Genomic DNA, 20,993 nt, shown 5'->3' on the forward strand with positions numbered 1-20,993 from the left:
GTTAATGGGCGTTTGATAAAGGCAGGCTTGAACTGATTAGGGCTTCCAAAAGCAAGAAAGCTTGCGATCCATGCCCGCTGCGTAATCGTGATAGACCCACTTATTGCAGATCCCTTGATCAATGAATAGCGCTAAGCCTAAGACTGTCAGAGCGCTAAGGAGATATTTATATACAAGCTTCATGATTAGCCTATTGTAGGTTTGGAGCGAAATTTATACAAAGTCGCACTTTTACCCCAGATTAAAGGTGTTCTTATCGTACTTTGGGAGGGGTGGCCACCTATCTCACTGCCCAAAAGCCCCAGTTAGTGATCATCTGCGTCAAATCACGTTTTTTTATACCAAATTTTGCGGTTTTTAGTCATTTAAGGGGTAAATGAAAGCGTCACTTTAGCCGTAATAAGTTCAATATAACTATAATTTTTAGGCAAAAAGTGACTTTATCGATAACTTCTAACGGAGTTAATTTATGGGATAGCAGTCACGTCTCTAAGCGCAGCACGTTGGAGATTAGGCAGCTAACAACTGACCAGGCTGCGTTAATCAGCCCGTCTCAGATCGCCCCTTTTAAGGCGATTCAAATCCACGCTTTTGAGAGCGCGGATTTGAACGCCTTAACGCCAGAGACCTTTGCGGCAATCGATCCTTTTTCCATTACAGGCATGACTACCAGTCAATTGACGGGTTTATCAACTGCCAATGCAGGGGCTTTTACCGCCACCCAAATTTCGAAATTAAACTCTGCCCAAATTGGTAAGTTGTCAGCAGACGACATTAATGCATTAACTCCAGCCGCAATGGCAGCCATTACCAAAACTGCTGCCAGAGGATTTACCACAACGCAATTGGCTGGTTTATTGGCTACAAATGCTACTGCAATGACAAGTTCGCAAGTGGCTCAGCTGAACGCAGCTCAAATTGGATCCTTATCCACCGCCGCTTTAAATGGGTTAACAACAACGGCAATCGCTGCCATTTCGACAACTGCCATTCGTGGTTTAACGACCACGCAAATGGCGGCCTTATCGACGACCAATGCTGGCGCCTTAACCAGTGCTCAAGTGGCCCAGTTGAACGCTGATCAAATTGGCGCCTTAGCTCCTGCCGCTTTAAATGCATTTAGTCCCACTGATTTTGCAGCGATTCAAACTAAAGCGATGGCAGGCATTACTGGCACACAAGCCGCTGGAATCTCTGCCGCTAATACGGCAGCTCTGTCTTATCGACAAATTAATGCCATGACCAGTGGCGGTATTAATGGCTTCACAGCACTAGCCTTTGCTGGTATCGATGCAAACGCAGTTCAAGGTTTCAATTCCACTCATCTCACTAGTTTAGTGACAACGAATGCTACCGCCTTAACAACTACCCAAGCTGCTAAATTAAACTCCACGCAAGTGAGTAAATTGTCTGTCGATGGTGTTAATGCAATGAGTACAAACGCGATTGCGAGTATTCCGACAGGGGCAATCAAGGGCTTTACTGCTGCGCAATTGACTGGCTTATTAGCAACCAATGCCGGAGCGTTAACGAGTGACCAGTTGGCTCAGCTTAATGCTGTACAAATTGGAGCTTTATCGACAGCAGCCTTGAATGGACTTACCCCAGCGGCAATGTCGGCGATTTCCACAACCGCTATCCGCGGCTTAAGTACGACTCAACTAACCGCCTTGTCAACTACCAATGCCGCTGCCTTAACGGGACCTCAAGTGGCTCAGCTCAGTTCAGCTCAAATAGCAGCCTTGGTCAATGTAAATTCTATGGGGGATGATGCTATTGCGGCCATCTCTTTATCTGCTATAGCTGGTATGAGTTCTACTCAAGCAACGAGTATGTCTGCCGCGAATGCATCCTCACTATCTGCTCGGCAAATCAATGCCTTCACTACAACCAATCTAAATGCCTTAACAACCACCGCCTTTGCCGCGATTGAACCAAGCGCAATTCAAGGGTTAAATACTGCGCAAATGACGGCTCTATCGACCGCCAATGCTAGGGTTCTGACTGCGAACCAAGTGGCCCAGCTTAATTCGACTCAAATTGGCGCGCTAAACAATGATGCTTTAAATGTATTGACCACGGCGGCGATGGCGGCGATCACACCAACGGCTATTCGTGGGTTTACTACTACCCAGCTGACTGCTTTATCTGATACCAATGCTGGGGCCTTGGTCAGCGCTCAAGTAGCTCAGATTAACTCCACTCAAATCGCTGCTTTCACTCCTACCGGATTAAATTCCTTCAGTACAACCGCAATAGCAGCCATTACCCCAAGTGCTATAGCCCGCCTAACTACAGCACAGGCAACCGGATTATCTGACGCTAAGGTTGCTGCGCTTTCTTATCAGCAAATCAATGCTATGACCAGTGCAGGTGTGAATGCCTTAACCACTACTGCCTTTGCTTCAATAGATCCCAATGCAATCCAAGGTTTAAATACTAGCCAACTTACGAATTTAACAACTGCTAAAGCCACGGTCTTCACTGCGGATCAAGTGGCAAAATTGAGCTATGTGCAAATTAGTAAATTGCCTTTTGCTGATCTAAATGTGATGAGCACCAATGTGATTGCTAGTATTCCAGCTGGAGCAATTAGGGGATTGAGTAGTGCGCAATTAGCTGGTTTGTCCACTACTAATGCAGCGGCTTTAACCGCAGACCAGGTGAGTCAATTCAATTACAGTCAAATTGGTGCTTTGCCTTATGCCACTTTAAATAGTCTAACTGCTGGAGCAACGGGCGCAATGGCGGCAATTACTCCCAGCGCAATCACAGGTCTAACTACGGATCAAGCCAGCAACTTATCAGCTGGCAATGCAGGGGCTTTGGTCGGTACTCAAGTGTCTCAACTCAACTCGACTCAAATTGGCGCCTTCTCCACCACCGCATTAAATGGACTGACTCCCAATGCAATGGCAGCGATTTCAACCTCAGCTATTTCGGGTTTAACGACTGGACAATTGGGCGTTCTCTCTTCTGCCAATGCAACAGCATTGACCCCTGAGCAGGTTGCTACCCTAAACTCTACTCAAGTTGGTGGACTATCGACTACTGCCCTAAATGCCTTAAGCCCAACAGCGCTGCCGGCGATTTCAACCTCAGGGATTACAGGTTTAACGACTGCGCAACTCAATGCACTTTCTACTACCATTACCTCCGAGTTAACTAATCGGCAGGCTGGCTATCTGACTGCAAGTCAAATTGGTGAATTAACGAATTTAAATTCACTAAGTCCTGATGCTATGGCAGGAATTTCAACATTAGCTATTTCTGGTTTAACAAGCACACAGTTAGGTGGACTGACTACTCACTCCGCTGAGAACCTCACAGATAGTCAAGTTGCCCAGCTAAGCTCTACTCAAATTGGACAGCTCAACTACGCCGCCTTAAATACATTAATCCAAGAGTCAGGAACGGCGATTTCAGCAGCAGCAATGCAGGGTGTAACGGATACGCAGGCCCCGTATTTAGATACTCTTAGTACCGGTGCGATGTCCTCAAGTCAAGTTGCCAAGTTAACCACCACAGCCTTAAATCTGCTGACTACAGCAGCAATGGCAGCAATTACACCAACGGCTATTTCGGGTTTAACGACTACGCAACTTGGAGCCCTCTCTGCTACCAATGCAGGAGCACTGACTGCTGAGCAAGTTGCCAAGTTTAGTTCCACTCAAGTTGGCGGCTTATCCACTACAGCATTAAATGGCCTTACTCCAGAAGCAATGGCTGCGATTGCGACAACGGCTATTTCGGGTTTAACGACTACGCAACTAGGAGCCCTCTCTACTGCAAATGCAGGAGCGCTTAACAGAGAGCAGATTGCCATGCTCAGCGCAGCACAGCTGACTAGTCTCTCAAGTGCAGACGTTAATACATTCACTAATGAAGAGTTTGCTGCGATTACAACTAATGCAATGACAGGAATGACTCTCAGCCAAGTGAATGGGCTAGGTTCGACAAGAGCAAAAATGTTGTCTGCTTACCAGATAGCGGCGTTAACCGATGTGTCAACCGATTTTGTGAAAACCCGATTTACTACCTTGTACGCCTAAAAACTATTTTGAGTTAAATAAGCTGTCTGCTTAGAAAATTTATCAATACAGTTTTATTGCAAAAAACCGCTGTGAATTACCAGTATTTTGAGGGTGGGGCGTATACCAGAATCTTGGCTGGATTGAGGTAAGTACTATTTTGGTGAATCTCATAGTGAAGATGCGGGCCAGTCGATCTTCCGGTAGAGCCCGATTGTGCAATCACTTGACCGCGTTTTACTAGTTGTCCCACCTTGACCAAGAGTTTGCTATTGTGAGCATACTTAGAAATAAAGCCTTCGTTATGGGCAATTTCAATAAAGTTGCCGTAGGCTGGATCAAATGCTGACTTAATGACCGTGCCATCACCTGACGCTACGATAGGGGTACCCGTTGGGGTAATAAAGTCAATGCCAGAGTGCTGAGCTAATTGTTGAGTAATGGGATCTATGCGGACACCAAAGTTGCTGGTCATACCCAGCCTAGCGTCAATCGGCGGACCAATCGGCAGGGCTCTGAGCCAGTTGTATTGCTTTTGCCATTCAGGTTCTAACTTGGTGGTTATATCGAGGATTTCATTGGACTTGTTGGCAAGATCCTCAAGATTATCGACCAATGCTTTGGTGGGATCTAGCTGAAAATTGACTGGTTTTAGAGGGCCACCAAGGTGTGCCGGGTCCAAGAGCTTCTCTTTAATGGTGCTCGGGGTAGAAATGGCAAGATAGCGGTCTTTACTGGCTTTGAGTTCGTTAAAGGCGGTGCTAACCTCCTTGAGGCGCGCTTGGTAAGAGGCTAGCTCTCGACGATACATGCCGTCCAGTCTTGAGCGCTCTTCTGGGGTCACTACTCCGGTAACTTCTTTAGCCAGCTCAGGATTGACTTCAAATGCGATGGTAATACCAGTATAAAAAATCAAAATACCAAAGGCACAAAATGCGCAGCTAACAACAGCCACTAAGCGTAAAACACCCTTTTTGGTGATATTGATTTGTTTAATCGAGCCAGTCGATCCCGAAACCCAAAATAGTTGCATTGATATTCTATAAGTACTTGATTTTTTTAAATAAAATTTCTCAGCTGAGCTGTAAGGTAACCTATAATACCAACAAGTTTACTTTACAGCGATCCTATTATTCGCTCCCTATGAATTTATTACATCCCACTTTTAAAATACTGTTAGTCGGCCTCTTTCTGTTGGGCAATCCAATAGCGCAAGGAGCAATCATTGGCCAAATGCCAGCCCATGGCGACATTTTGTACATTACCGCCGAGCCTTGTACCTCTGAAACGGGCAGGATTGAACCGAATTGGTTTTTTTCCTACAGCGTCAGTGCCACAGGTAGCGTGAGCCGCAGTTGCTACGTGAGATATAACGATCAAATCTGGATTCGGGGGCCATTTGGAGCCGAGACTACTTATCCAATGAGTTACTTCTCCAAGCCTGCTAACGCGGCTGAAAACAAGTCAGAAGCTGCTCCAGAAGTGAAGCCGTAATTAGTTCCAGCGCCTACTTGCCGCTTTGGTCCTTGCTGGACTGATTTGGTTTACAAAAAAACTGAAATAAGACATCACTCATCGTTTCGGGAATGACGCGTTCCCAGGGTGAGTTCGGGGTATTTTCAGAGCCCAAACTGGTGCCTGAGCCCTCCGGACCTGCGTAATAACCAATATAAAACTGCTTATAGCTCTCGTAGCCAGTTCGGCAAAAGTAGGATAAATCCTGAATGACAGAAAGGGTGGGCTCTCCATTCGGTCCAGAGAGAGCCTGAGAATAGCTTGTTAAAAGCCAGGTGCTCACTTGCTCTGATTGGGGTTCTATGACAGTTTTACTATCATCGAAGTAGTAGTTATTTCCCAGTGCATCAGAGGAGATAAAGCTCCACCCAGCATGGCTGGCATTAAGCGGGTTTAGTAAAAAAGCCGTTAATGCCGTCAAGATCCATCTCTTTGTCATAAAAAGAGGGTAGATTTTGGTGCATGAAATATTTAAATTGTTCATATATAGTGCGTTTAAGCCCTTAAAGGGAGTTTCAACTGATAAAATCGTTGCAATTTATACCAATAATAGAAGTACTGCCCCCAAGGAGTGTTAAGAATGGCTGAAGCAAATCAACAAGGTTGTCTATTTGTAGGTGAAGGCGTAGTTCTCAAAGGGAATTTTGAGGTTCCGGATATCGCCTCCATTTCAGGAGTTGTCGAAGGTGAGATTACTGCAAAACAAGTCATCATAGAGGCAACAGGTGTCGTGCGTGGCAAATTGTCTGGTGAATCAGTTGATATTCGTGGTGAAGTAAATGAGTATATTTCTTCAACCCGTAGTTTGATTATTCGATCCACTGGTAAGGTCAGTGGCTCCATTAATTATTCTGAAATTGAGATTGAAAAAGGTGGCCATTTGCATGGTGAATTACATAACCTCAATCCTCATTCCTAATCATCTTAAGCAGAACATACAACGATGTCTATCTTTTCAAAAAATTCCACTTCACAAAATATCCCAGAGCAAGATATGCAAGAGCAGCCTGACAACTTTTCTCAGTCAAATGTGCCCGAAGAGATTGAGCCTGAACCAGTCGATCAAAATTTTCGAAGTGAAACACCTATTCGATCTTCAATCAATACCAAGCCATCGATTCTGAGTGAAGGTTTTACCTTTGAAGGCACGATAGTTTCTGATGGGATTTTGAATATCTCCGGGGTTGTGCGTGGTAAGGTCACTGCCAAATCTGTTTTGATTGATTCCACTGGTCAAGTTGATGGTGAACTCAATACTGAAAACCTGGTGATTAAGGGGAACTTGAAGGGGGACGTTAACTGTGATGACTTGAATGTTGGCCCACTTGCTAATGTCAGCGGAAATATCAATTACAAATATATTCATATTCAACGTGGTGGCAAGATTAGCGGCAAGTTTAATAAAAACTAACATGCAACTAATATTGTTTTGAAACAAAATACCGTCATACGCCTGCTTGATCCGTCTAAAGAAACTTTCGGCTCAATTATTGGATCTGATTTAGAAATCATTGGTAGTTTGTTAGCAACTAAGTCCCTCAGAATCGATGGCACGATAGTTGGTGATATTAAAACAAAAGCGGGCGCGGATGTTTGTATTGCGCTTGGCAAATCGGGTTTAGTGCAAGGTAATATTTCTGGGGTGCGAGTCTTGGTTGCTGGCCGAGTAGAGGGTAATGTGCTGGCAACGGAGAGAGTGGAATTGCACAGTGGCGCAGATGTCCATGGAGATATTATTTATGCTCAGATTGGTATTGAACAAGGTGCACGTTTGAGCGGACTACTTTCCAAAATTATCAACGATGATGATCTTGATGACAAATAGGAACCGGGCATTATTGGCAAAAAAGAGTAATTAATATGTATACCAACGGCACAATCAAAATTCTAGTGACCAACCAAAAGGGTGGTGTTGGTAAGAGCACGATTGCCGTTAACCTAGCAGCTTATCTTGCGATACAAGAAAACATCAAAGTATCCTTGATTGACATGGATCCTCAAGCATCTTCTTCTCGCTGGGCTAAGAAAGCGCCGGATATCGGCGTCCAAGTCCATTGCCTTGATGTCAATTATGAAAGTAGTGGAGCGGCCCTTCTCAGTGCCCGCTCGGGTGTTCGAAAGTATTCTTCTGGAGTTGAGGTTTGTATTTGTGATCTCACTTGGACGCCGGCTATGTCTGAACAATTTATCTTAGATTTTGATATGGTTTTAGTGCCCAGCTCGAATTCTAAATTTGAGATGGCAAGTACTGAAATTTTTATTCTGAAATATGCGCAACAGTGCATGTCTCGTCTGGCAGTGAACAAGCAATTTATCTTGGTAGTTCCAAGTAAAGTGGAAGAGGGGTACTCTTCCCACGCAACATTTACCAACTTAGACTTTCTCATGAATTGCCACATCACACCGCCTGTCTATCGAACACCAGCAATTGACAGTTATGTGTATGAGGATTTTTTATGTGTCTGTCCTGATCAAAAAATTGCAGAGAATTTTTCTTTTTTTGGAAAATATATTTCTAAAAAAATCATTGAACGCAACATCGTTAGAAAATCAATTTCGATCAGTGGCAACTCTTTAAATCGTGCGATCGTGAAAAAAGTGAGCGTTCTAGATGACTATCGTGAAAGAGCACGTGGTCTTAATTTTTACGGTGGTATTGCAAACACCTTACCTGTGCCGGAGCTAAAAAATGAAGGCTCAACAGAACAACGCTTGAAAAAGGTGGGCTTGGTGCCCTCTTTCTTGAGAAGGGGTGACAATTAACTCATGACAAGTATGAAAGATCCGTACAGAAACGACGTATTTGAAGATGAGCATGGACATCGAGTTGCCGTGAAGCGACTCTATACTCCCAATGAGTTAGGTGTGAGCTATGTCGAGTATAAAAATTATGATGACTCCGCTTTGCGTTTTATGCCCAAAGAACAGTTTATGGAAGTCTTTCACTGGGTCGATAACTTTGGCACAACCGATACTTTTGTAAGGCCGGAAGAGGTTGTAGAGGCTCCAAAACAGGCTCCTAAGGAGCCTGATTCTCCAGCTAGCCCAAAGCAAGAGTCTGACCAACAGCAAGCAGCGGATACCACTCCTCCTAAACGGATATCCTAGCTTACCGTTAGATCTCTTGGTATGGAAATAATGGCACTGATTTGATCATACGGCGAGTCGCTAAATAGATTAATTGGTAGCAAAATTTTTAGAGTTCTTGAGTTCAATATGTACTCTCCCTACATTTATTAAGGAATTTAAGTGCCCGACAATCTGATGTATTCCCGCTACTTGCAAATTGCATTGAAGGTGATTGCAGTTTTGTGCGGCCTTACTTTGTTATTCGCTGCAGTCCAAAGTCAAGTTATTGGACTGGATAGTGAGGGATTGCAGCGATTTATTCTGAGTCAAATACAAAATCCAGTGCAATTCAAATTACTGGTAGGCCTAGCTTTTTTAGTTGCAGGGATTTTTTTTCCGATGCCCCAAAAAAGTGGTGCGAGATACTCTGGCCCCAAAGACTTGCAATTTGACACCTATAAGTTGTATTTGGTTACTAAATACAAGCTAGAGAGAAATGCGGTTTTAAATCAGTTGGTGTGTCGCAATAAAGTTTTTGCAAGTTTGGAGGAGACTTTATCTTATGCACATTCGCTAGAGTGTCCATCACAGCATCCTAGCTATAAAGCTCCTAGCCTGGATTCCTTGAAGGACAGTTTTCCTGAAACTACTTCTGAATCAACAAAAGTAGCTCACACCCCATTACCTGAGAACACTTCCCCCAGAGTTGGGCAAGAATCTAGAAATTCACTGCCCATCACCATGATCATCGGCGCCCTGCTGTATTTAATTGTTCTGGGGGGTATGTTTTACGCACTTTCTCAAAATATAGTTGGCCCTGAAATTGTCGAGGCCCCTAAAGCCTCAGAGATTCAGGGCCCTGTAGAGACTAGTTCTAGTAATCCAAACGCTAGTGTAGAACCATCTGGTGGTGATGCAGCTCCTGCTGAGCTTAATGCTCAAACTGTGGCCATCAATGAGCGCTGGCTGGGGGTATGGGTGGCAGAAGGCAGCACTCAAAAGCTGTCGATTACTCCTGCCGCAATAAAGTATGGTAACGATGAGTTTGTATGGCTTGGAGCTCGGCCCAAGGGCGTTGTGAAGTGTTGTCCAGCCTTTTATGAGGGGTCAACCAATAAAGCTGAATTATTGACAAGAGTGCAAGCTCAGCAAGCTTTACTTGAAACCCCTACAAATGATTCTCAGAAGATTGTGGCTCTGGTGAATAACCTTGGCCAAGGTAATTTTAAAAAGATTGTATTGGCCGATCCATTCCTGCGAAAATATTTCTTTATCTACGATCAGAATTATGTCTATCGTGTTAGCAGAGACGTAGGCGATAAGTCAGCATTTATCTTTGAGCAATTTAAGAGGCAAGAGTGAGTAATATTGATAATCCAGCATCAAAAAAAGAAGGCAAGCTCCATCCTATAGAGCACTTACGATTACTTCGCGAGACCACTCCTCTACAAAAAGTCATTAATGAAATAGCTGGTCGCCAATGCATCTTTTTTTATAATACTTCTTGGGTATTTGATTTTTCTTTAAATAACTCAGATCAGCCATGGTCGGTCACCAAACAAGTTTATTTCCGCAACTCTCGCAGGCATAAATGTTTAGCCTTTGCTTTACCCTATTTAGTTATACAAATGAAGTTTTTAGATGAGCCTAAATATTTGCGTGCAGTCGTGACCTATGGCGAAGATGTTGCCACGATGATTGGATTTATGAGTCAGTTTGTTAAGCAGGAAAAGGGCACAAAGGTATGGGCAGAAAAACCAGCCTTTGATTGGGAGCCTTGGAATATCTCCGCTTTGTTTAATCATCTTTTGGATGCTGATGGACGCTTTAATGAAATTGAGTTTTATCGCTATACCGATGCCTTTCATGTGAAATTAAAAGGTGGCTGGGAAATGATTAATGTCTAAGTTATAGACCCTTAATGTTGATTTCACTCCACATGCAGACAATTTGGGTATAAGTAAGCCTCCTCGCACTACTTTTATTTATATTGAAATACCCAGAACGATAAAATTCTATATTTATCAACAAGTTCTAATGCTTACCTTATATTTTTTTTTAAATCTTTCGATAGGTTAATGAAGTTACTCATTTATCTACCTAAAGAGTATTGCGAGGATGGCAATTATCTTCATTTACATTAATAAAATATATATAAATCAATTACTTATGAAAAAATTTCATTAGGCGGGAAAACAGCTTTTACTTGCGCAAATAGCTTTATTTTGCTTTCGAGAGCGTCTAGGATAGTACTCATACATTGACGCTTTTATGAGGAGATAAGGTCATGAACCAGTTCCAGGCGAAGAGCGATTTATCAGCAGTCTCAGCAACATTTATTCAATTAGAAATTGATGATTTGGTTAGGGATCGACTACATTGGCAGGAGCGGCTTGCAAGATCATTCAATCCAACAGAAATATTGCCAAATGTGATTCATCCTCTCCAGGCTGATATTGTCAAGATATCCTAAGCTGGGAAAAGCCCATGAGGACATATATTGGCCCGATTAGCTTTGCCCTATTAGTGACGATAGCGGTGTTCTACTTTTTTATTTATGATGCTAAACCAACATCAGGGCCACATAAATCTGAGGATGTTGCGATAGACTCTGAAGCCAAAAAACATTTTTCTTTTATCGCTGAAAAATATGCTTCCGAGGCTTCTGAAACCTCTGGAGTTTCAAAGAACTAAGTCCACATCAAGGCCATACCTTGAGGTTTTTATGAGCCTCTAGGCTTTTAGTTTCCAAATGCAGAGCCTACGTAGATACAAATGAGTTGGGTTATCAGGTGTCTATCTGACCCAGCCTTCACCACTTCTCCATATTGAGCATCTAAGGCGTAGTAAGCTATGCTCTTATTGATATCAAATAGAGCGAAATTTATGACTGAATTGGATTGGGATCATTGGCTTTCTAAGCAATATGTCTATACATGGCAAGCAGCTGCTTTAGTGCTCGGAATAAATCCCCGTCAAATTAAATTTCCAAGAAGGGATTCTGCGGGAGAGCTGCATTTTGAGCGGGATAATTTCGAAGACCTCTATTCTGACTTTAAGCTTAAGCTAGATCTACTGATCGAGCATGCCTGGATGCAAAATTTTTCCGCTCAGAATATGCGGGTAGACTTAAAACGTTTTTTGTATTGGACTCACAATGTTGTCAAGTGGGACATGCCACAAAAGCTATTGTCCTTTGCTAAAGAAATTAATCTTCAAGAGTTAGATGAGGGTGCAGAAGATAAGGCGAGCATTTTATTAGATGAGCGCGCTTCCCTGCAATTAATTTGGGCTTTAAGAACGATGCTTAAGGATCATCAGTTTGGCAAAACTGATCGGGAGCTTATTTATTATTTGGCAAAACAATATCCAGATCAATCGGCCTTTAAGCGCCTCGCTTTAGAAATGAGATTTGCTGAGGCGCTGGTAGCTTCCGAGAGTTAGATGGCTGGTACTCAGAATCACTCAGGCCTGATTTAGACCTGAGCGAGCCCGATGTTTCCTGATATTTATGAGCGAATTAAATAATCAAATGCTGAAAGAGATGCCTTCGCCCCCTCCCCCATGGCGATGATAATTTGCTTGTAGGGTACAGTGGTGCAGTCTCCCGCTGCAAATACACCGGGCATCGAGGTTTCACCTTTTTGATCGATGATCACTTCTCCCCGGGGGGATAAGTCAATCACACCTTTGAGCCAATCCGTATTAGGTAGCAAGCCGATCTGCACAAAGATTCCTTCAAGTGCAATGTCATGCATCTGATTGTTGGCGCGATCTTCATATCTCAAAGTAGTTACCTTACCGTCGGCACCCAACACCTCCTTACTTAATGCGTTGGTAATTACCGTAACGTTAGGCATGCTGTGCATTTTTTTCTGTAGTACGGCATCGGCACGCAATTTAGTATCAAACTCAACTAAGGTGACATGGTTCACAATGCCTGCCAAATCAATTGCAGCCTCTACTCCAGAGTTACCGCCACCAATGACTGCAACTCGCTTACCTTTGTATAAAGGGCCGTCACAGTGAGGGCAGTAAGCAACGCCTTTACCGCGGTACTCTTGCTCGCCTGGCACATTCATTTCGCGCCAGCGTGCACCCGTGCTCAGGATGACTGTTTTGCTCTTCAGTACAGCGCCATTTTCTAAGGTGATCGCAATCTCATCGCCAGTCTTACTTAAGCTCTTGGCGGTTTGTAGATTCATCACATCCACCTCATACTCTTTGACGTGCTGCTCAAGAGCTGTGACTAGTTTAGGACCCTCAGTTTCTTTAACGGAGATAAAGTTTTCAATGCCTACAGTATCGGCAACCTGTCCACCAAAGCGTTGAGCCACGATGCCGGTCCTGATTCCCTTGCGGGCAGAATAAATTGCAGCCGAAGCACCTGCTGGACCCCCGCCAATGATCAGAGAGTCGTAGGCAGCTTTAGCGCTTAACTTTTCAGCATCACGTGCTGTGGTATTGGTATCCAATTTAGCGGCAATTTCTTCAACGCTCATACGGCCTTGACCAAATACTTCACCATTCAGAATTACTGTAGGCACAGCCATGATTTGGTATTGGTCCACCAAGCCTTGGAAGAGGGCGCCATCAATCATTTCATGTTCAATATCGGGATTTAGTACCGCCATGAGGTTCAGGGCCTGTACTACATCCGGGCAGTTATGGCATGACAAGGAGATGAAGGTCTGAAAGTGCTTCTTACCCTCTAGACCTTTGATGCTCTCAATCACGTCTTGCTCAACCTTTGGTGGATAACCACTAGCTTGCAGAATAGCCAAAATGAAAGAAGTCATCTCATGACCCATTGGTAGGCCAGAGAATGCAATACGAGCAAGTTGATCTGCCTTGCCCACGGTAAAGCTAGGAATATTTTTACTGCTACCTGAAGTCTTTACAGTGATTTTGGTAGATTGCTCAGCAACTTCATTTAATAGCTCTAGCATTTGAGCTGACTGAGAGCTGTCATCCAAAGTGGCTTCAAGAACAATGGGGCTCTCTATTTTTTCAAAATAGGTTTTGAGTTGGGTTTTGATATTGGTATCTAACATGTTGTATTCCTTAGTATTGAATCTTGATGAGTCTATTGGGCAAGACTTTTGCTTCTTATCCTGCCCAATAGACTCTCCGAAGAGAATCGATTGATTGCTAATTACCTCTAACCTTGATCCTTAGATCTTGCCTACGAGGTCTAAAGATGGAGTCAATGTTGCTGCACCTTCTTTCCACTTGGCTGGGCATACTTCGCCTGGGTGCGCAGCTGTGTACTGAGCAGCCTTAAGCTTGCGCAATGTCTCAGAGATATCGCGAGCGATTTCATTTGAGTGAATTTCAGCGGTCTTGATAACGCCCTCTGGATTGATAATGAATGTGCCGCGCAATGCGAGACCTTCTTCCTCGATATGCACACCAAAACCACGTGTCAATGTATGTGTTGGATCGCCAAGCAATGGAAACTTCGCCTTACCTACTGCAGGTGAAGTCTCATGCCATACTTTGTGTGAGAAATGGGTATCCGTAGTAATGATGTATGCCTCGGCACCCATCTTCTGGAACTCAGCATAGTTATCAGCCGCATCTTCAATTTCTGTTGGGCAGTTGAATGTGAATGCTGCTGGCATGAAAATCAATACTGACCATTTGCCTTTGAGGGACTCGTCGGAAACAGTGACAAACTTTCCGTTATGGAATGCTTGGGTTTTGAATGGAATTACTGGTGTGTTAATTAATGACATGGGGTTTTTCCTGTTAAAAATAAATGGGTTAATGCACAACAGGAACCATTCTGAAGCGGATTGATATATTTGTATAACGAATAATAACGATATAAATGATCGTTTTTTTAGATCATTAAATTAAGTGCTGGCTTGATAATGCTGCGATGAGACCAATTTTGTATTCTTACCGTAGATGCCCCTATGCCATGCGGGCTCGTATGGCTTTGAAATATGCCGGTATTGAATATGAGCACCGAGAGATAGTTTTGCGAGATAAACCGCAATCTATGTTGCGGGTCTCGCCCAAAGGAACTGTTCCAGTTTTGTGTGTCGGGGAGTTGATTCTGGATCAGAGCATAGATATCATGCGCTGGGCATTAGATGGATCTGATCCAGATGGTTGGCTGGATGTTGATCAAATAATTTTTATAGAGTGGCTCGAGAAAAATGATGGCCCATTTAAAACTCTTTTAGATCAATACAAATATCCTGAGAGATATCCCCATCTCAATCGAGAGGCGATTTTGAATGCCGCAATAGAGTTGATGCTAAGGCCAATGGAAGCCGCGCTGGAATTGAATACTTATCTATTGAGTAATAAGCTGTCTTGGGTAGATGTAGCTATCTTTCCGTTTGTTCGCCAATTTTCAATGTCTGATCAAAAAAGCTTTGAGGCATTGCCGTTCACCCACCTTCAGAGTTGGCTTGGCCAACTTATTGAGTCTGAATTGTTTAATTCGGTAATGCACAAGCATCCAGCCTGGATTGATTAGGCCTGAAAAAAGCCCCCAAATTTTCATTCGGGGGCTTTCAAATTAAATGACTTAGCTAATTAAACGTTTGCCAAGTGTGCTTCTAAAGTCTTAGTGAACTTGTTAGCGTGGCTACGCTCAGCCTTCGCTAATGTTTCAAACCAGTCAGCGATTTCGTCAAAGCCTTCGTCGCGCGCTGTCTTAGCCATACCTGGGTACATATCTGTGTACTCATGTGTTTCGCCGGCGATAGCTGCTTGTAATGCTTCAGCAACTGTCTTGGCTGGCATACCAGTACCTGGCTCGCCTGCACCGCCTTCGATCAAGTATTCCATGTGACCATGGGCGTGACCTGTTTCACCTTCAGCTGTTGAGCGGAAAACTGCTGCAACATCGTTTGCACCAGCGATATCTGCTTGGTTCGCGAAATACAAATAACGACGGTTTGCTTGTGATTCTCCAGCAAACGCCTCTTTCAAAGACTGCTCAGTCTTTGTACCTTTTACAGTTTTAGCCATGATTGACTCCTAAAAACGGTTAGTTGAAATTGGGTGATTCGCTAAGTTGCTAGCTTTAAAAGGTCACCTGCGCATGATTATGAACAAATCTGTGGATTTGAATAATCATATTTTTGTATTGACTTGATAGTTAAAAACAACTGATAAGCAAATATCAATTAATAAAATATAAGGGCAGCTGGTGCTACTTTTCGGGTCCTTTGTCGTCAAATAACCCCAATAGAGAGCTGATTTGAGTCAATGTTAGTGTCTACTACCTCTTTTTTATCAATTCAAAGGGCATCTAAGGTGATTACATCAAGCTAATTAGGTATTTTCTATGAAGATTGTTAATTAATACAATTTTACTATCGACTGGTGGAGCTCTAGAATTAGGCCTACAAAATTGATGCATTGCATACGTTCAAATAGCAGAGGACATACATGACAACACGTGAAGGTAGTTTAGAGGCCCCAACCAGACACCCCTTGGATTGGCAAAACCCCAAGTTCTACGATAAAGATGATCTAGAGGCTGAGATGGAGCGTGTCTTCGATCTTTGTCACGGTTGCCGTCGATGTGTGAGTCTTTGCGGGTCATTCCCAGCCCTCTTTGATCTGGTAGATGCCACTGAAGATTTGGAGATGGAGCAGGTTGATAAGGCAGATTACCAAAAGGTAGTGGATCAATGCTACCTGTGCGATGTTTGCTACATGACTAAGTGCCCTTATGTTCCTCCACACCCTTGGAATATTGATTTTCCTCATCTGATGCTGCGTGCAAAGGCTGTGAATTTCAAGGATGACAAAGCGACCTTTCGCGACAAACTACTTTCCTCTACAGATAAGCTGGGCCACTTTGCTGGTATTCCGATTGTGACTCAAGCAGTCAATGCTGTGAATAGCACTGGGCTTGCCCGTTTGGTGATGGAGGGCGCCCTAGGAGTAGATAAGAATGCTTGGATTCCTGAGTATGCTTCGAAGACATTCCCACAACTGGCTGAGAAATCTGAAAATCTGCCAGTAGTGGATGGCGTCAAGACGCCTGGAAAAGTCGCTATCTATGCTACCTGCTATATCAATTACAACGAGCCAGGCATCGGGCAAGATCTCATCAAGATTCTGAAGCACAATGCCATTCCGTATGAGCTTGTGGATAAAGAGGCTTGTTGCGGCATGCCTAAGCTCGAGCTGGGTGATTTAGAGTCTGTTGCGCAGAATAAAGAGAAAAATATTCCGAAGTTGGCTAAGTTGGCACGTGAAGGATATGCCATCTTGACTCCAATTCCATCATGCACTTTGATGTTTAAGCAAGAGTTGCCACTCATGTTCCCAGATTGTGCTGATACCCAATTAGTGAAAGAGGCGATGTGGGATCCTTTCGAATACTTTATGGCACGAAATTCGGATAGCCTCTTGAAGAAGGATTTTAGTAAAGAGCTCGGACATGTGAGTTATCACATGGCTTGTCATTCTCGCGTTCAAAACGTAGGTCAAAAAACTGCGGAAACTCTGAAGCTAGTGCCCGGTACTGAGGTGAATGTTGTGGAGCGTTGTTCAGGACACTCTGGCACTTGGGGTGTGAAGAAAGAGTTTCATGAAATGGCAATGAAAATTGGCAAGCCTGTTTTCAGAAGAATGGCTGAAGAAGAGCCAAACTACATTAGCTCTGACTGTCAGCTAGCGGGTCATCATATTGAGCAGGGCATGGAAGAGTTGGGTTTACCGAAGTCTGAAATGGCTCACCCATTGACCTTGCTTGCAAAAGCATACGGTCTTTAATTTATACAGATAGAGGAAGATAGCAGTATGGGAATCATTACACGCGATAGTCTTTTAAGTCTTGAGACTTACCACAAAGAGCGTCCGGTTTTTCGTGAAAAAGCGATCAAAGAACGTCGTCTTCGTACCGTTCATCTTGGAGATCACGTCACACTGATTTTTGAGAATGAATTTTTAATGCGCTACCAAATTCAAGAGATGTTGCGTGTAGAAAAAACATTTGAAGAGAGTGGTATTGAAGATGAGTTGAACGCTTACAACCCTTTAGTGCCTGGTGGTTCAGATTTCAAAGCCACGATGATGATTGAGTATCCCAATGAAGCGGATCGTAAAGTTGCGCTTGCGAAGTTAGTGGGTATAGAGCATAAGATTTTTATTGAGGTCGAAGGTCAGCCACGTGTCTATGCCATTGCTGATGAAGACTTGGAGCGCTCTACTGCCGAGAAAACATCTGCAGTGCATTTCATGCGCTTTGATCTCACAAACGATATGAAGATGGCTCTCAAGGCCGGTGCTCAGATGATGGTGGGCTGTGATCATAAGGGCTATCCGATGCATGTGCAAACCCTCCCTTCAGAAACATTAGCTTCGCTTGTTTCTGATCTGAGTTAAAGCAAGCAATAGATCTTAAAGGTAGTGAACGCCTGGTAAGGCGCATTGACGAATGACTTCAGCTAATTCATTCATTGCAGCAGCGCGTGGGAAATTTTTCCGCCAGACGAGGCAAACTCGTCTGGTAGGAATAGGGTCCTCAAATGGAATATAGCGAATAAGCTGATCAGAAAATGCATTATCAGAAGCGGATGTTCTCGGCAGTACTGAAATGCCGATGCCACTAGCTACCATCTGTCGAATAGTTTCTAGGGATGAGCCCTCAAAGCTGCGCTGCTCTCCAATCGTGGTTCCAGAACCTAGGCGATTTAGTTCTGGGCAGACACCAAGTACGTGGTCTCGAAAACAGTGCCCAGTACCTAATAGCAAAGTATTTTGCTCTTTCAGCTCCCGATGCGGAATCGATGGCCTATTTTCCCAAGGATGACCTTTAGGTACCGCCACTAAAAAAGGTTCGTCATACAAATCAATTTGATTAAGTCCTGTGCTTGCGAAAGGGTCTGCAATCACTATGCAATCTAAGGCCCCTTGACGCAAGACTTCCAGCAGTCGAACGGTAAAGTTTTCCTCTAAAAATAAAGGAGCCTGTGGCAGACGTTCTCGTGCAACCCGCACTAAGCTGGGTAATAAGTAAGGTGCAATGGTGTAGATCGCACCTAGCCTAAGTGGGCCAGATAGGGGATCTTGGCCGTGCTTTGCTAAGTGCTTTAAGGAATTAGCCTCCTCAAGTACTCTTTGGGCTTGATCCACAATCAGCGCCCCTAGGCTAGTCATCGCAACCTCGGTATTGGTACGCTCAAAAATTTGCGTATTGAGTTCTTCCTCTAGCTTTCTGATGGCTACCGATAAGGTAGGCTGAGATACAAAGCAAGCATCCGCTGCTCTTCCAAAGTGGCGTTCACGTGCAACTGCGACGATATAGCGAAGTTCAGTAAGAGTCATTTACGTCCTAGAGCTAGTAATAGGTATAGCGGAATATGTTTAACTATAGTGTATTTGTAGGTAGTTGAATCACTAGGGATTACCGCGGGGTGTCTTCACTCGCATAGTCAATCTCCATTACCATTAGATATACAAAAAAGTACTTCTTAATAGGCTCAATATCAAACCCCATATTGAAATCGTCACGCCGGCACCGCAAGGTAGCCTGCACGGAAACCGAATCACTGCATTGCGCTGGCAGAATTTCTTGGAGAAACTCGGCTATGCCGTTGTAGTTACTGAATCCTGGTCAGGTGACGATGCTACTATGCTGATAGCGCTGCATGCCTATCGAAGCTATTTATCCATGATGTCGTTCCATGAGCATTACCCTAATCGGCCTATTGTCTTGGTTTTGACGGGTACCGATTTATACCGAGATATAGCGGTGCATAGTGAGGTGCTGTGCTCAATGGAAGTGGCAGACCAGCTGATCGTCTTGCAGTCCTCAGCCTTAGATTCAATTCCAGCGAATCTGCGATATAAAGCACGAGTGATTTATCAATCGGTTCGGGTTGATATCCCCGAAAGAGTCATGAGTGAGGGTTTTCAGGTAACCGTGATTGGTCATCTGCGAGAGGAGAAGGATCCTTTTTGTATCGCCCGTAGCCTCCCCTTAATGCCATTGAATTCCAAGATCAGTGTCCTGCATTTAGGTATGGCTATGAATCAGCAAATGGAGCGTACTGCTAAGGTCTATAGCGAAACTCTAGAGCGTTATCAATGGATTGGTGAGGTAAGTCATATAGAAACATTAAAGGCACTCTCTCAGAGTCGTCTGATGGTGATTTCCAGTCGGATGGAGGGTGGTGCTCATGTAGTTTCCGAGGCAATAGCGCTGGGGGTTCCAGTGATCGCTTCGGATATTCCGGGTAATCGTGGTCTGCTGGGAGATGACTATCTGGGCTACTATCCAGTCGGCAATGAGACCGCACTTGCAAACTTGTTGTCTCGTGCTGAAACCATGCCTGATTTTTACTCTGCACTAAAAAAACAGATTGATACACGAAAAGATTTAGTCAGCCCCAGCCGAGAGATGCAATCCATTCAAGAGCTAATGATTCAGTTACTGAAGGATTAAGGAAAGGATCTATTAGGAATTTGCAAAGCAAACTAAAAAGTGCTGATTTGGATCGGTCCAGCAGTGGATCTCAGTGAATCCAGTGTGACGAAGTTTTTCTACAAAATTTTCTTGAGTGTATTTGTAGCTATTCTCAGTATGAATTAAATCTCCTGCCTTAAAAGAGATAAGGTGATCTTCGCTTCCATTGCCGGGCAGAATGACTTGCACATCAGAGCGTGCTCGCAGATGCATCTCAATACGGGACTGGGAGGCGTTATAAAAAGCATAGTGCTCCCAATCCTGAAGTTCAAAATTGCTGCCTACGAGTCGATTGACATTGAGCAGGGAATTTAAATTAAATGCGGCAGTGACTCCCAGGGAATCGTTGTAAGCGAGGCGCAGGGTTTCAGTATCTTTGACTAGATCGACGCCAATTAAGAGTCCGCCATTCCCATGACATTCGTGGGCAAGATTCATAAAAAACTGATCCGCTTTTTCGGGATCAAAGTTACCGATTGAGGAGCCTGGGTAGAAAAATACTTTGCGAAGTGCTTGTAGCTCAGGAAAGGCTAGCGGCAAGCTCAGATCAATAGCGTGGGCTGACATCTTAATTTGAGGAAACTGCTTTTGTAGATCGGCAACAGCGGCTTCTAAATATTTTTTTGAAATATCGAGTGCTCTATATTGTTTTGGCGCAATACTATTAAAAAGTTGACTGCCTTTAGCGCAATTACCGGCGCCTAGATCTACTAAAACGTCACAATGTGCAACTGCATCAGCAATCTCATGCCGATAGGTATCCATAATCCATTTCTCTGTACGAGTTGGATAGTATTCCTCGAGAAGCGTAATCACATCAAAAAGATGTGAGCCGACATCATCATAAAAAAACTTTGGCGATATTGATGGTGTATTTGCAGTAAGGCTAACTAGTAATTCTTGAGCCAGTGTGTGTTTCATTTGATTGATTA

At 43.8% G+C, this 20,993-nt stretch carries 23 protein-coding genes; 16 read left to right on the forward strand and 7 right to left on the reverse strand.

The window, feature by feature from the left end; translation table 11 throughout:
* Window positions 1-434: 434 nt before the first annotated feature.
* Window positions 435-4,052 (forward strand): hypothetical protein, encoded by a 3,618-nt coding sequence (locus tag C2758_RS02395; protein WP_215329264.1) that lies wholly within the window; start codon window positions 435-437, stop codon window positions 4,050-4,052.
* 76 nt (window positions 4,053-4,128) lie between these two features.
* Here the strand turns inward: C2758_RS02395 and C2758_RS02400 are convergent, their stop codons facing one another.
* A complete protein-coding gene (locus C2758_RS02400) occupies window positions 4,129-5,064 on the reverse strand; it encodes a M23 family metallopeptidase (protein WP_215329266.1) in 936 nt (311 codons plus the stop codon).
* Window positions 5,065-5,174: 110 nt separating this feature from the next.
* On the opposite strand from C2758_RS02400, the gene C2758_RS02405 reads away from it, so the two are divergent.
* Entirely contained in the window at window positions 5,175-5,525 is a 351-nt protein-coding gene (locus C2758_RS02405; protein ID WP_215329268.1) for a hypothetical protein, read from the forward strand.
* 13 nt (window positions 5,526-5,538) lie between these two features.
* On the opposite strand, the gene C2758_RS02410 is transcribed toward C2758_RS02405, so the two are convergent.
* Window positions 5,539-5,985 (reverse strand): surface-adhesin E family protein, encoded by a 447-nt coding sequence (locus C2758_RS02410; RefSeq protein WP_215329270.1) that lies wholly within the window; start codon window positions 5,983-5,985, stop codon window positions 5,539-5,541.
* A 141-nt stretch (window positions 5,986-6,126) separates the two neighbouring features.
* On the opposite strand from C2758_RS02410, the gene C2758_RS02415 reads away from it, so the two are divergent.
* The 10 genes from C2758_RS02415 (at window position 6,127) to C2758_RS02460 (ending at window position 12,059) form a co-directional block, all read left to right on the forward strand.
* Window positions 6,127-6,465: a polymer-forming cytoskeletal protein gene (locus tag C2758_RS02415; RefSeq protein ID WP_215306033.1), complete on the forward strand. Its 339-nt coding sequence runs from the start codon at window positions 6,127-6,129 to the stop codon at window positions 6,463-6,465.
* 24 nt (window positions 6,466-6,489) lie between these two features.
* Window positions 6,490-6,957, forward strand: coding sequence for a polymer-forming cytoskeletal protein (locus tag C2758_RS02420; RefSeq protein ID WP_215329272.1), 468 nt, complete (start codon window positions 6,490-6,492; stop codon window positions 6,955-6,957).
* A gap of 18 nt (window positions 6,958-6,975) precedes the next feature.
* On the forward strand, window positions 6,976-7,371 hold the full coding sequence (locus tag C2758_RS02425) for a polymer-forming cytoskeletal protein (RefSeq protein WP_215329274.1): 396 nt from the start codon (window positions 6,976-6,978) through the stop codon (window positions 7,369-7,371).
* A gap of 35 nt (window positions 7,372-7,406) precedes the next feature.
* Window positions 7,407-8,309 carry a ParA family protein gene (locus C2758_RS02430; RefSeq protein ID WP_215329283.1) on the forward strand — a complete coding sequence of 301 codons (903 nt, stop codon included), beginning with the start codon at window positions 7,407-7,409 and terminating at the stop codon, window positions 8,307-8,309.
* A 3-nt stretch (window positions 8,310-8,312) separates the two neighbouring features.
* The gene (locus C2758_RS02435) at window positions 8,313-8,654 is read left to right on the forward strand and encodes a hypothetical protein (protein WP_215329292.1); all 342 of its coding nucleotides are present in this window, start codon (window positions 8,313-8,315) and stop codon (window positions 8,652-8,654) included.
* A gap of 141 nt (window positions 8,655-8,795) precedes the next feature.
* Entirely contained in the window at window positions 8,796-9,977 is a 1,182-nt protein-coding gene (locus C2758_RS02440) for a hypothetical protein (protein ID WP_215329294.1), read from the forward strand.
* Window positions 9,974-10,522 carry a hypothetical protein gene (locus tag C2758_RS02445; RefSeq protein WP_215329311.1) on the forward strand — a complete coding sequence of 183 codons (549 nt, stop codon included), beginning with the start codon at window positions 9,974-9,976 and terminating at the stop codon, window positions 10,520-10,522. Before C2758_RS02440 ends, C2758_RS02445 begins: the two co-directional genes overlap by 4 nt.
* 380 nt (window positions 10,523-10,902) lie before the next feature.
* Window positions 10,903-11,088 carry a hypothetical protein gene (locus C2758_RS02450; RefSeq protein ID WP_215329313.1) on the forward strand — a complete coding sequence of 62 codons (186 nt, stop codon included), beginning with the start codon at window positions 10,903-10,905 and terminating at the stop codon, window positions 11,086-11,088.
* A 14-nt stretch (window positions 11,089-11,102) separates the two neighbouring features.
* Complete coding sequence (locus C2758_RS02455) at window positions 11,103-11,309, forward strand: hypothetical protein (protein ID WP_215329315.1); 207 nt, start codon at window positions 11,103-11,105, stop codon at window positions 11,307-11,309.
* 192 nt (window positions 11,310-11,501) lie between these two features.
* The gene (locus C2758_RS02460; RefSeq protein ID WP_215329317.1) at window positions 11,502-12,059 is read left to right on the forward strand and encodes a hypothetical protein; all 558 of its coding nucleotides are present in this window, start codon (window positions 11,502-11,504) and stop codon (window positions 12,057-12,059) included.
* A 65-nt stretch (window positions 12,060-12,124) separates the two neighbouring features.
* On the opposite strand, the gene ahpF is transcribed toward C2758_RS02460, so the two are convergent.
* Window positions 12,125-13,669 (reverse strand): alkyl hydroperoxide reductase subunit F, encoded by a 1,545-nt coding sequence (gene ahpF, locus C2758_RS02465; protein WP_215329319.1) that lies wholly within the window; start codon window positions 13,667-13,669, stop codon window positions 12,125-12,127.
* A gap of 120 nt (window positions 13,670-13,789) precedes the next feature.
* Entirely contained in the window at window positions 13,790-14,353 is a 564-nt protein-coding gene (gene ahpC, locus C2758_RS02470; protein ID WP_215329321.1) for an alkyl hydroperoxide reductase subunit C, read from the reverse strand.
* A gap of 146 nt (window positions 14,354-14,499) precedes the next feature.
* On the opposite strand from ahpC, the gene C2758_RS02475 reads away from it, so the two are divergent.
* Complete coding sequence (locus C2758_RS02475) at window positions 14,500-15,108, forward strand: glutathione S-transferase N-terminal domain-containing protein (protein ID WP_215329323.1); 609 nt, start codon at window positions 14,500-14,502, stop codon at window positions 15,106-15,108.
* Window positions 15,109-15,167: 59 nt separating this feature from the next.
* Here the strand turns inward: C2758_RS02475 and C2758_RS02480 are convergent, their stop codons facing one another.
* Window positions 15,168-15,605 carry a rubrerythrin family protein gene (locus C2758_RS02480; RefSeq protein ID WP_088524842.1) on the reverse strand — a complete coding sequence of 146 codons (438 nt, stop codon included), beginning with the start codon at window positions 15,603-15,605 and terminating at the stop codon, window positions 15,168-15,170.
* A 423-nt stretch (window positions 15,606-16,028) separates the two neighbouring features.
* Between C2758_RS02480 and C2758_RS02485 the strand changes: the two genes are divergently transcribed.
* Entirely contained in the window at window positions 16,029-17,366 is a 1,338-nt protein-coding gene (locus C2758_RS02485; RefSeq protein ID WP_215329325.1) for a heterodisulfide reductase-related iron-sulfur binding cluster, read from the forward strand.
* A gap of 27 nt (window positions 17,367-17,393) precedes the next feature.
* The gene (locus tag C2758_RS02490) at window positions 17,394-17,978 is read left to right on the forward strand and encodes a DUF3501 family protein (RefSeq protein WP_215329335.1); all 585 of its coding nucleotides are present in this window, start codon (window positions 17,394-17,396) and stop codon (window positions 17,976-17,978) included.
* A 15-nt stretch (window positions 17,979-17,993) separates the two neighbouring features.
* On the opposite strand, the gene C2758_RS02495 is transcribed toward C2758_RS02490, so the two are convergent.
* Window positions 17,994-18,920, reverse strand: coding sequence for a LysR substrate-binding domain-containing protein (locus C2758_RS02495; protein ID WP_215329337.1), 927 nt, complete (start codon window positions 18,918-18,920; stop codon window positions 17,994-17,996).
* A gap of 178 nt (window positions 18,921-19,098) precedes the next feature.
* On the opposite strand from C2758_RS02495, the gene senB reads away from it, so the two are divergent.
* A complete protein-coding gene (gene senB / locus C2758_RS02500; protein ID WP_256441919.1) occupies window positions 19,099-20,040 on the forward strand; it encodes a selenoneine biosynthesis selenosugar synthase SenB in 942 nt (313 codons plus the stop codon).
* Window positions 20,041-20,052: 12 nt separating this feature from the next.
* On the opposite strand, the gene egtD is transcribed toward senB, so the two are convergent.
* Window positions 20,053-20,982 (reverse strand): L-histidine N(alpha)-methyltransferase, encoded by a 930-nt coding sequence (egtD, locus tag C2758_RS02505; protein ID WP_215329355.1) that lies wholly within the window; start codon window positions 20,980-20,982, stop codon window positions 20,053-20,055.
* Window positions 20,983-20,993: the final 11 nt, after the last annotated feature.

The organism is Polynucleobacter sp. AP-Sving-400A-A2 (assembly GCF_018688155.1).
Taxonomy (GTDB): domain Bacteria; phylum Pseudomonadota; class Gammaproteobacteria; order Burkholderiales; family Burkholderiaceae; genus Polynucleobacter.

Bases quoted from the DNA above. Each gene is read 5' to 3' on its own strand.
- C2758_RS02400 (WP_215329266.1), bottom strand. From the start codon at position 5,064: ATGCAACTATTTTGGGTTTCGGGATCGACTGGCTCGATTAAACAAATC.
- C2758_RS02405 (WP_215329268.1), top strand. From the start codon at position 5,175: ATGAATTTATTACATCCCACTTTTAAAATACTGTTAGTCGGCCTCTTT.
- C2758_RS02410 (WP_215329270.1), bottom strand. From the start codon at position 5,985: ATGACAAAGAGATGGATCTTGACGGCATTAACGGCTTTTTTACTAAAC.
- C2758_RS02415 (WP_215306033.1), top strand. From the start codon at position 6,127: ATGGCTGAAGCAAATCAACAAGGTTGTCTATTTGTAGGTGAAGGCGTA.
- C2758_RS02420 (WP_215329272.1), top strand. From the start codon at position 6,490: ATGTCTATCTTTTCAAAAAATTCCACTTCACAAAATATCCCAGAGCAA.
- C2758_RS02430 (WP_215329283.1), top strand. From the start codon at position 7,407: ATGTATACCAACGGCACAATCAAAATTCTAGTGACCAACCAAAAGGGT.
- C2758_RS02435 (WP_215329292.1), top strand. From the start codon at position 8,313: ATGACAAGTATGAAAGATCCGTACAGAAACGACGTATTTGAAGATGAG.
- C2758_RS02450 (WP_215329313.1), top strand. From the start codon at position 10,903: ATGAACCAGTTCCAGGCGAAGAGCGATTTATCAGCAGTCTCAGCAACA.
- C2758_RS02455 (WP_215329315.1), top strand. From the start codon at position 11,103: ATGAGGACATATATTGGCCCGATTAGCTTTGCCCTATTAGTGACGATA.
- C2758_RS02460 (WP_215329317.1), top strand. From the start codon at position 11,502: ATGACTGAATTGGATTGGGATCATTGGCTTTCTAAGCAATATGTCTAT.
- ahpF (WP_215329319.1), bottom strand. From the start codon at position 13,669: ATGTTAGATACCAATATCAAAACCCAACTCAAAACCTATTTTGAAAAA.
- ahpC (WP_215329321.1), bottom strand. From the start codon at position 14,353: ATGTCATTAATTAACACACCAGTAATTCCATTCAAAACCCAAGCATTC.
- C2758_RS02475 (WP_215329323.1), top strand. From the start codon at position 14,500: ATGAGACCAATTTTGTATTCTTACCGTAGATGCCCCTATGCCATGCGG.
- C2758_RS02480 (WP_088524842.1), bottom strand. From the start codon at position 15,605: ATGGCTAAAACTGTAAAAGGTACAAAGACTGAGCAGTCTTTGAAAGAG.
- C2758_RS02485 (WP_215329325.1), top strand. From the start codon at position 16,029: ATGACAACACGTGAAGGTAGTTTAGAGGCCCCAACCAGACACCCCTTG.
- C2758_RS02490 (WP_215329335.1), top strand. From the start codon at position 17,394: ATGGGAATCATTACACGCGATAGTCTTTTAAGTCTTGAGACTTACCAC.
- C2758_RS02495 (WP_215329337.1), bottom strand. From the start codon at position 18,920: ATGACTCTTACTGAACTTCGCTATATCGTCGCAGTTGCACGTGAACGC.
- egtD (WP_215329355.1), bottom strand. From the start codon at position 20,982: ATGAAACACACACTGGCTCAAGAATTACTAGTTAGCCTTACTGCAAAT.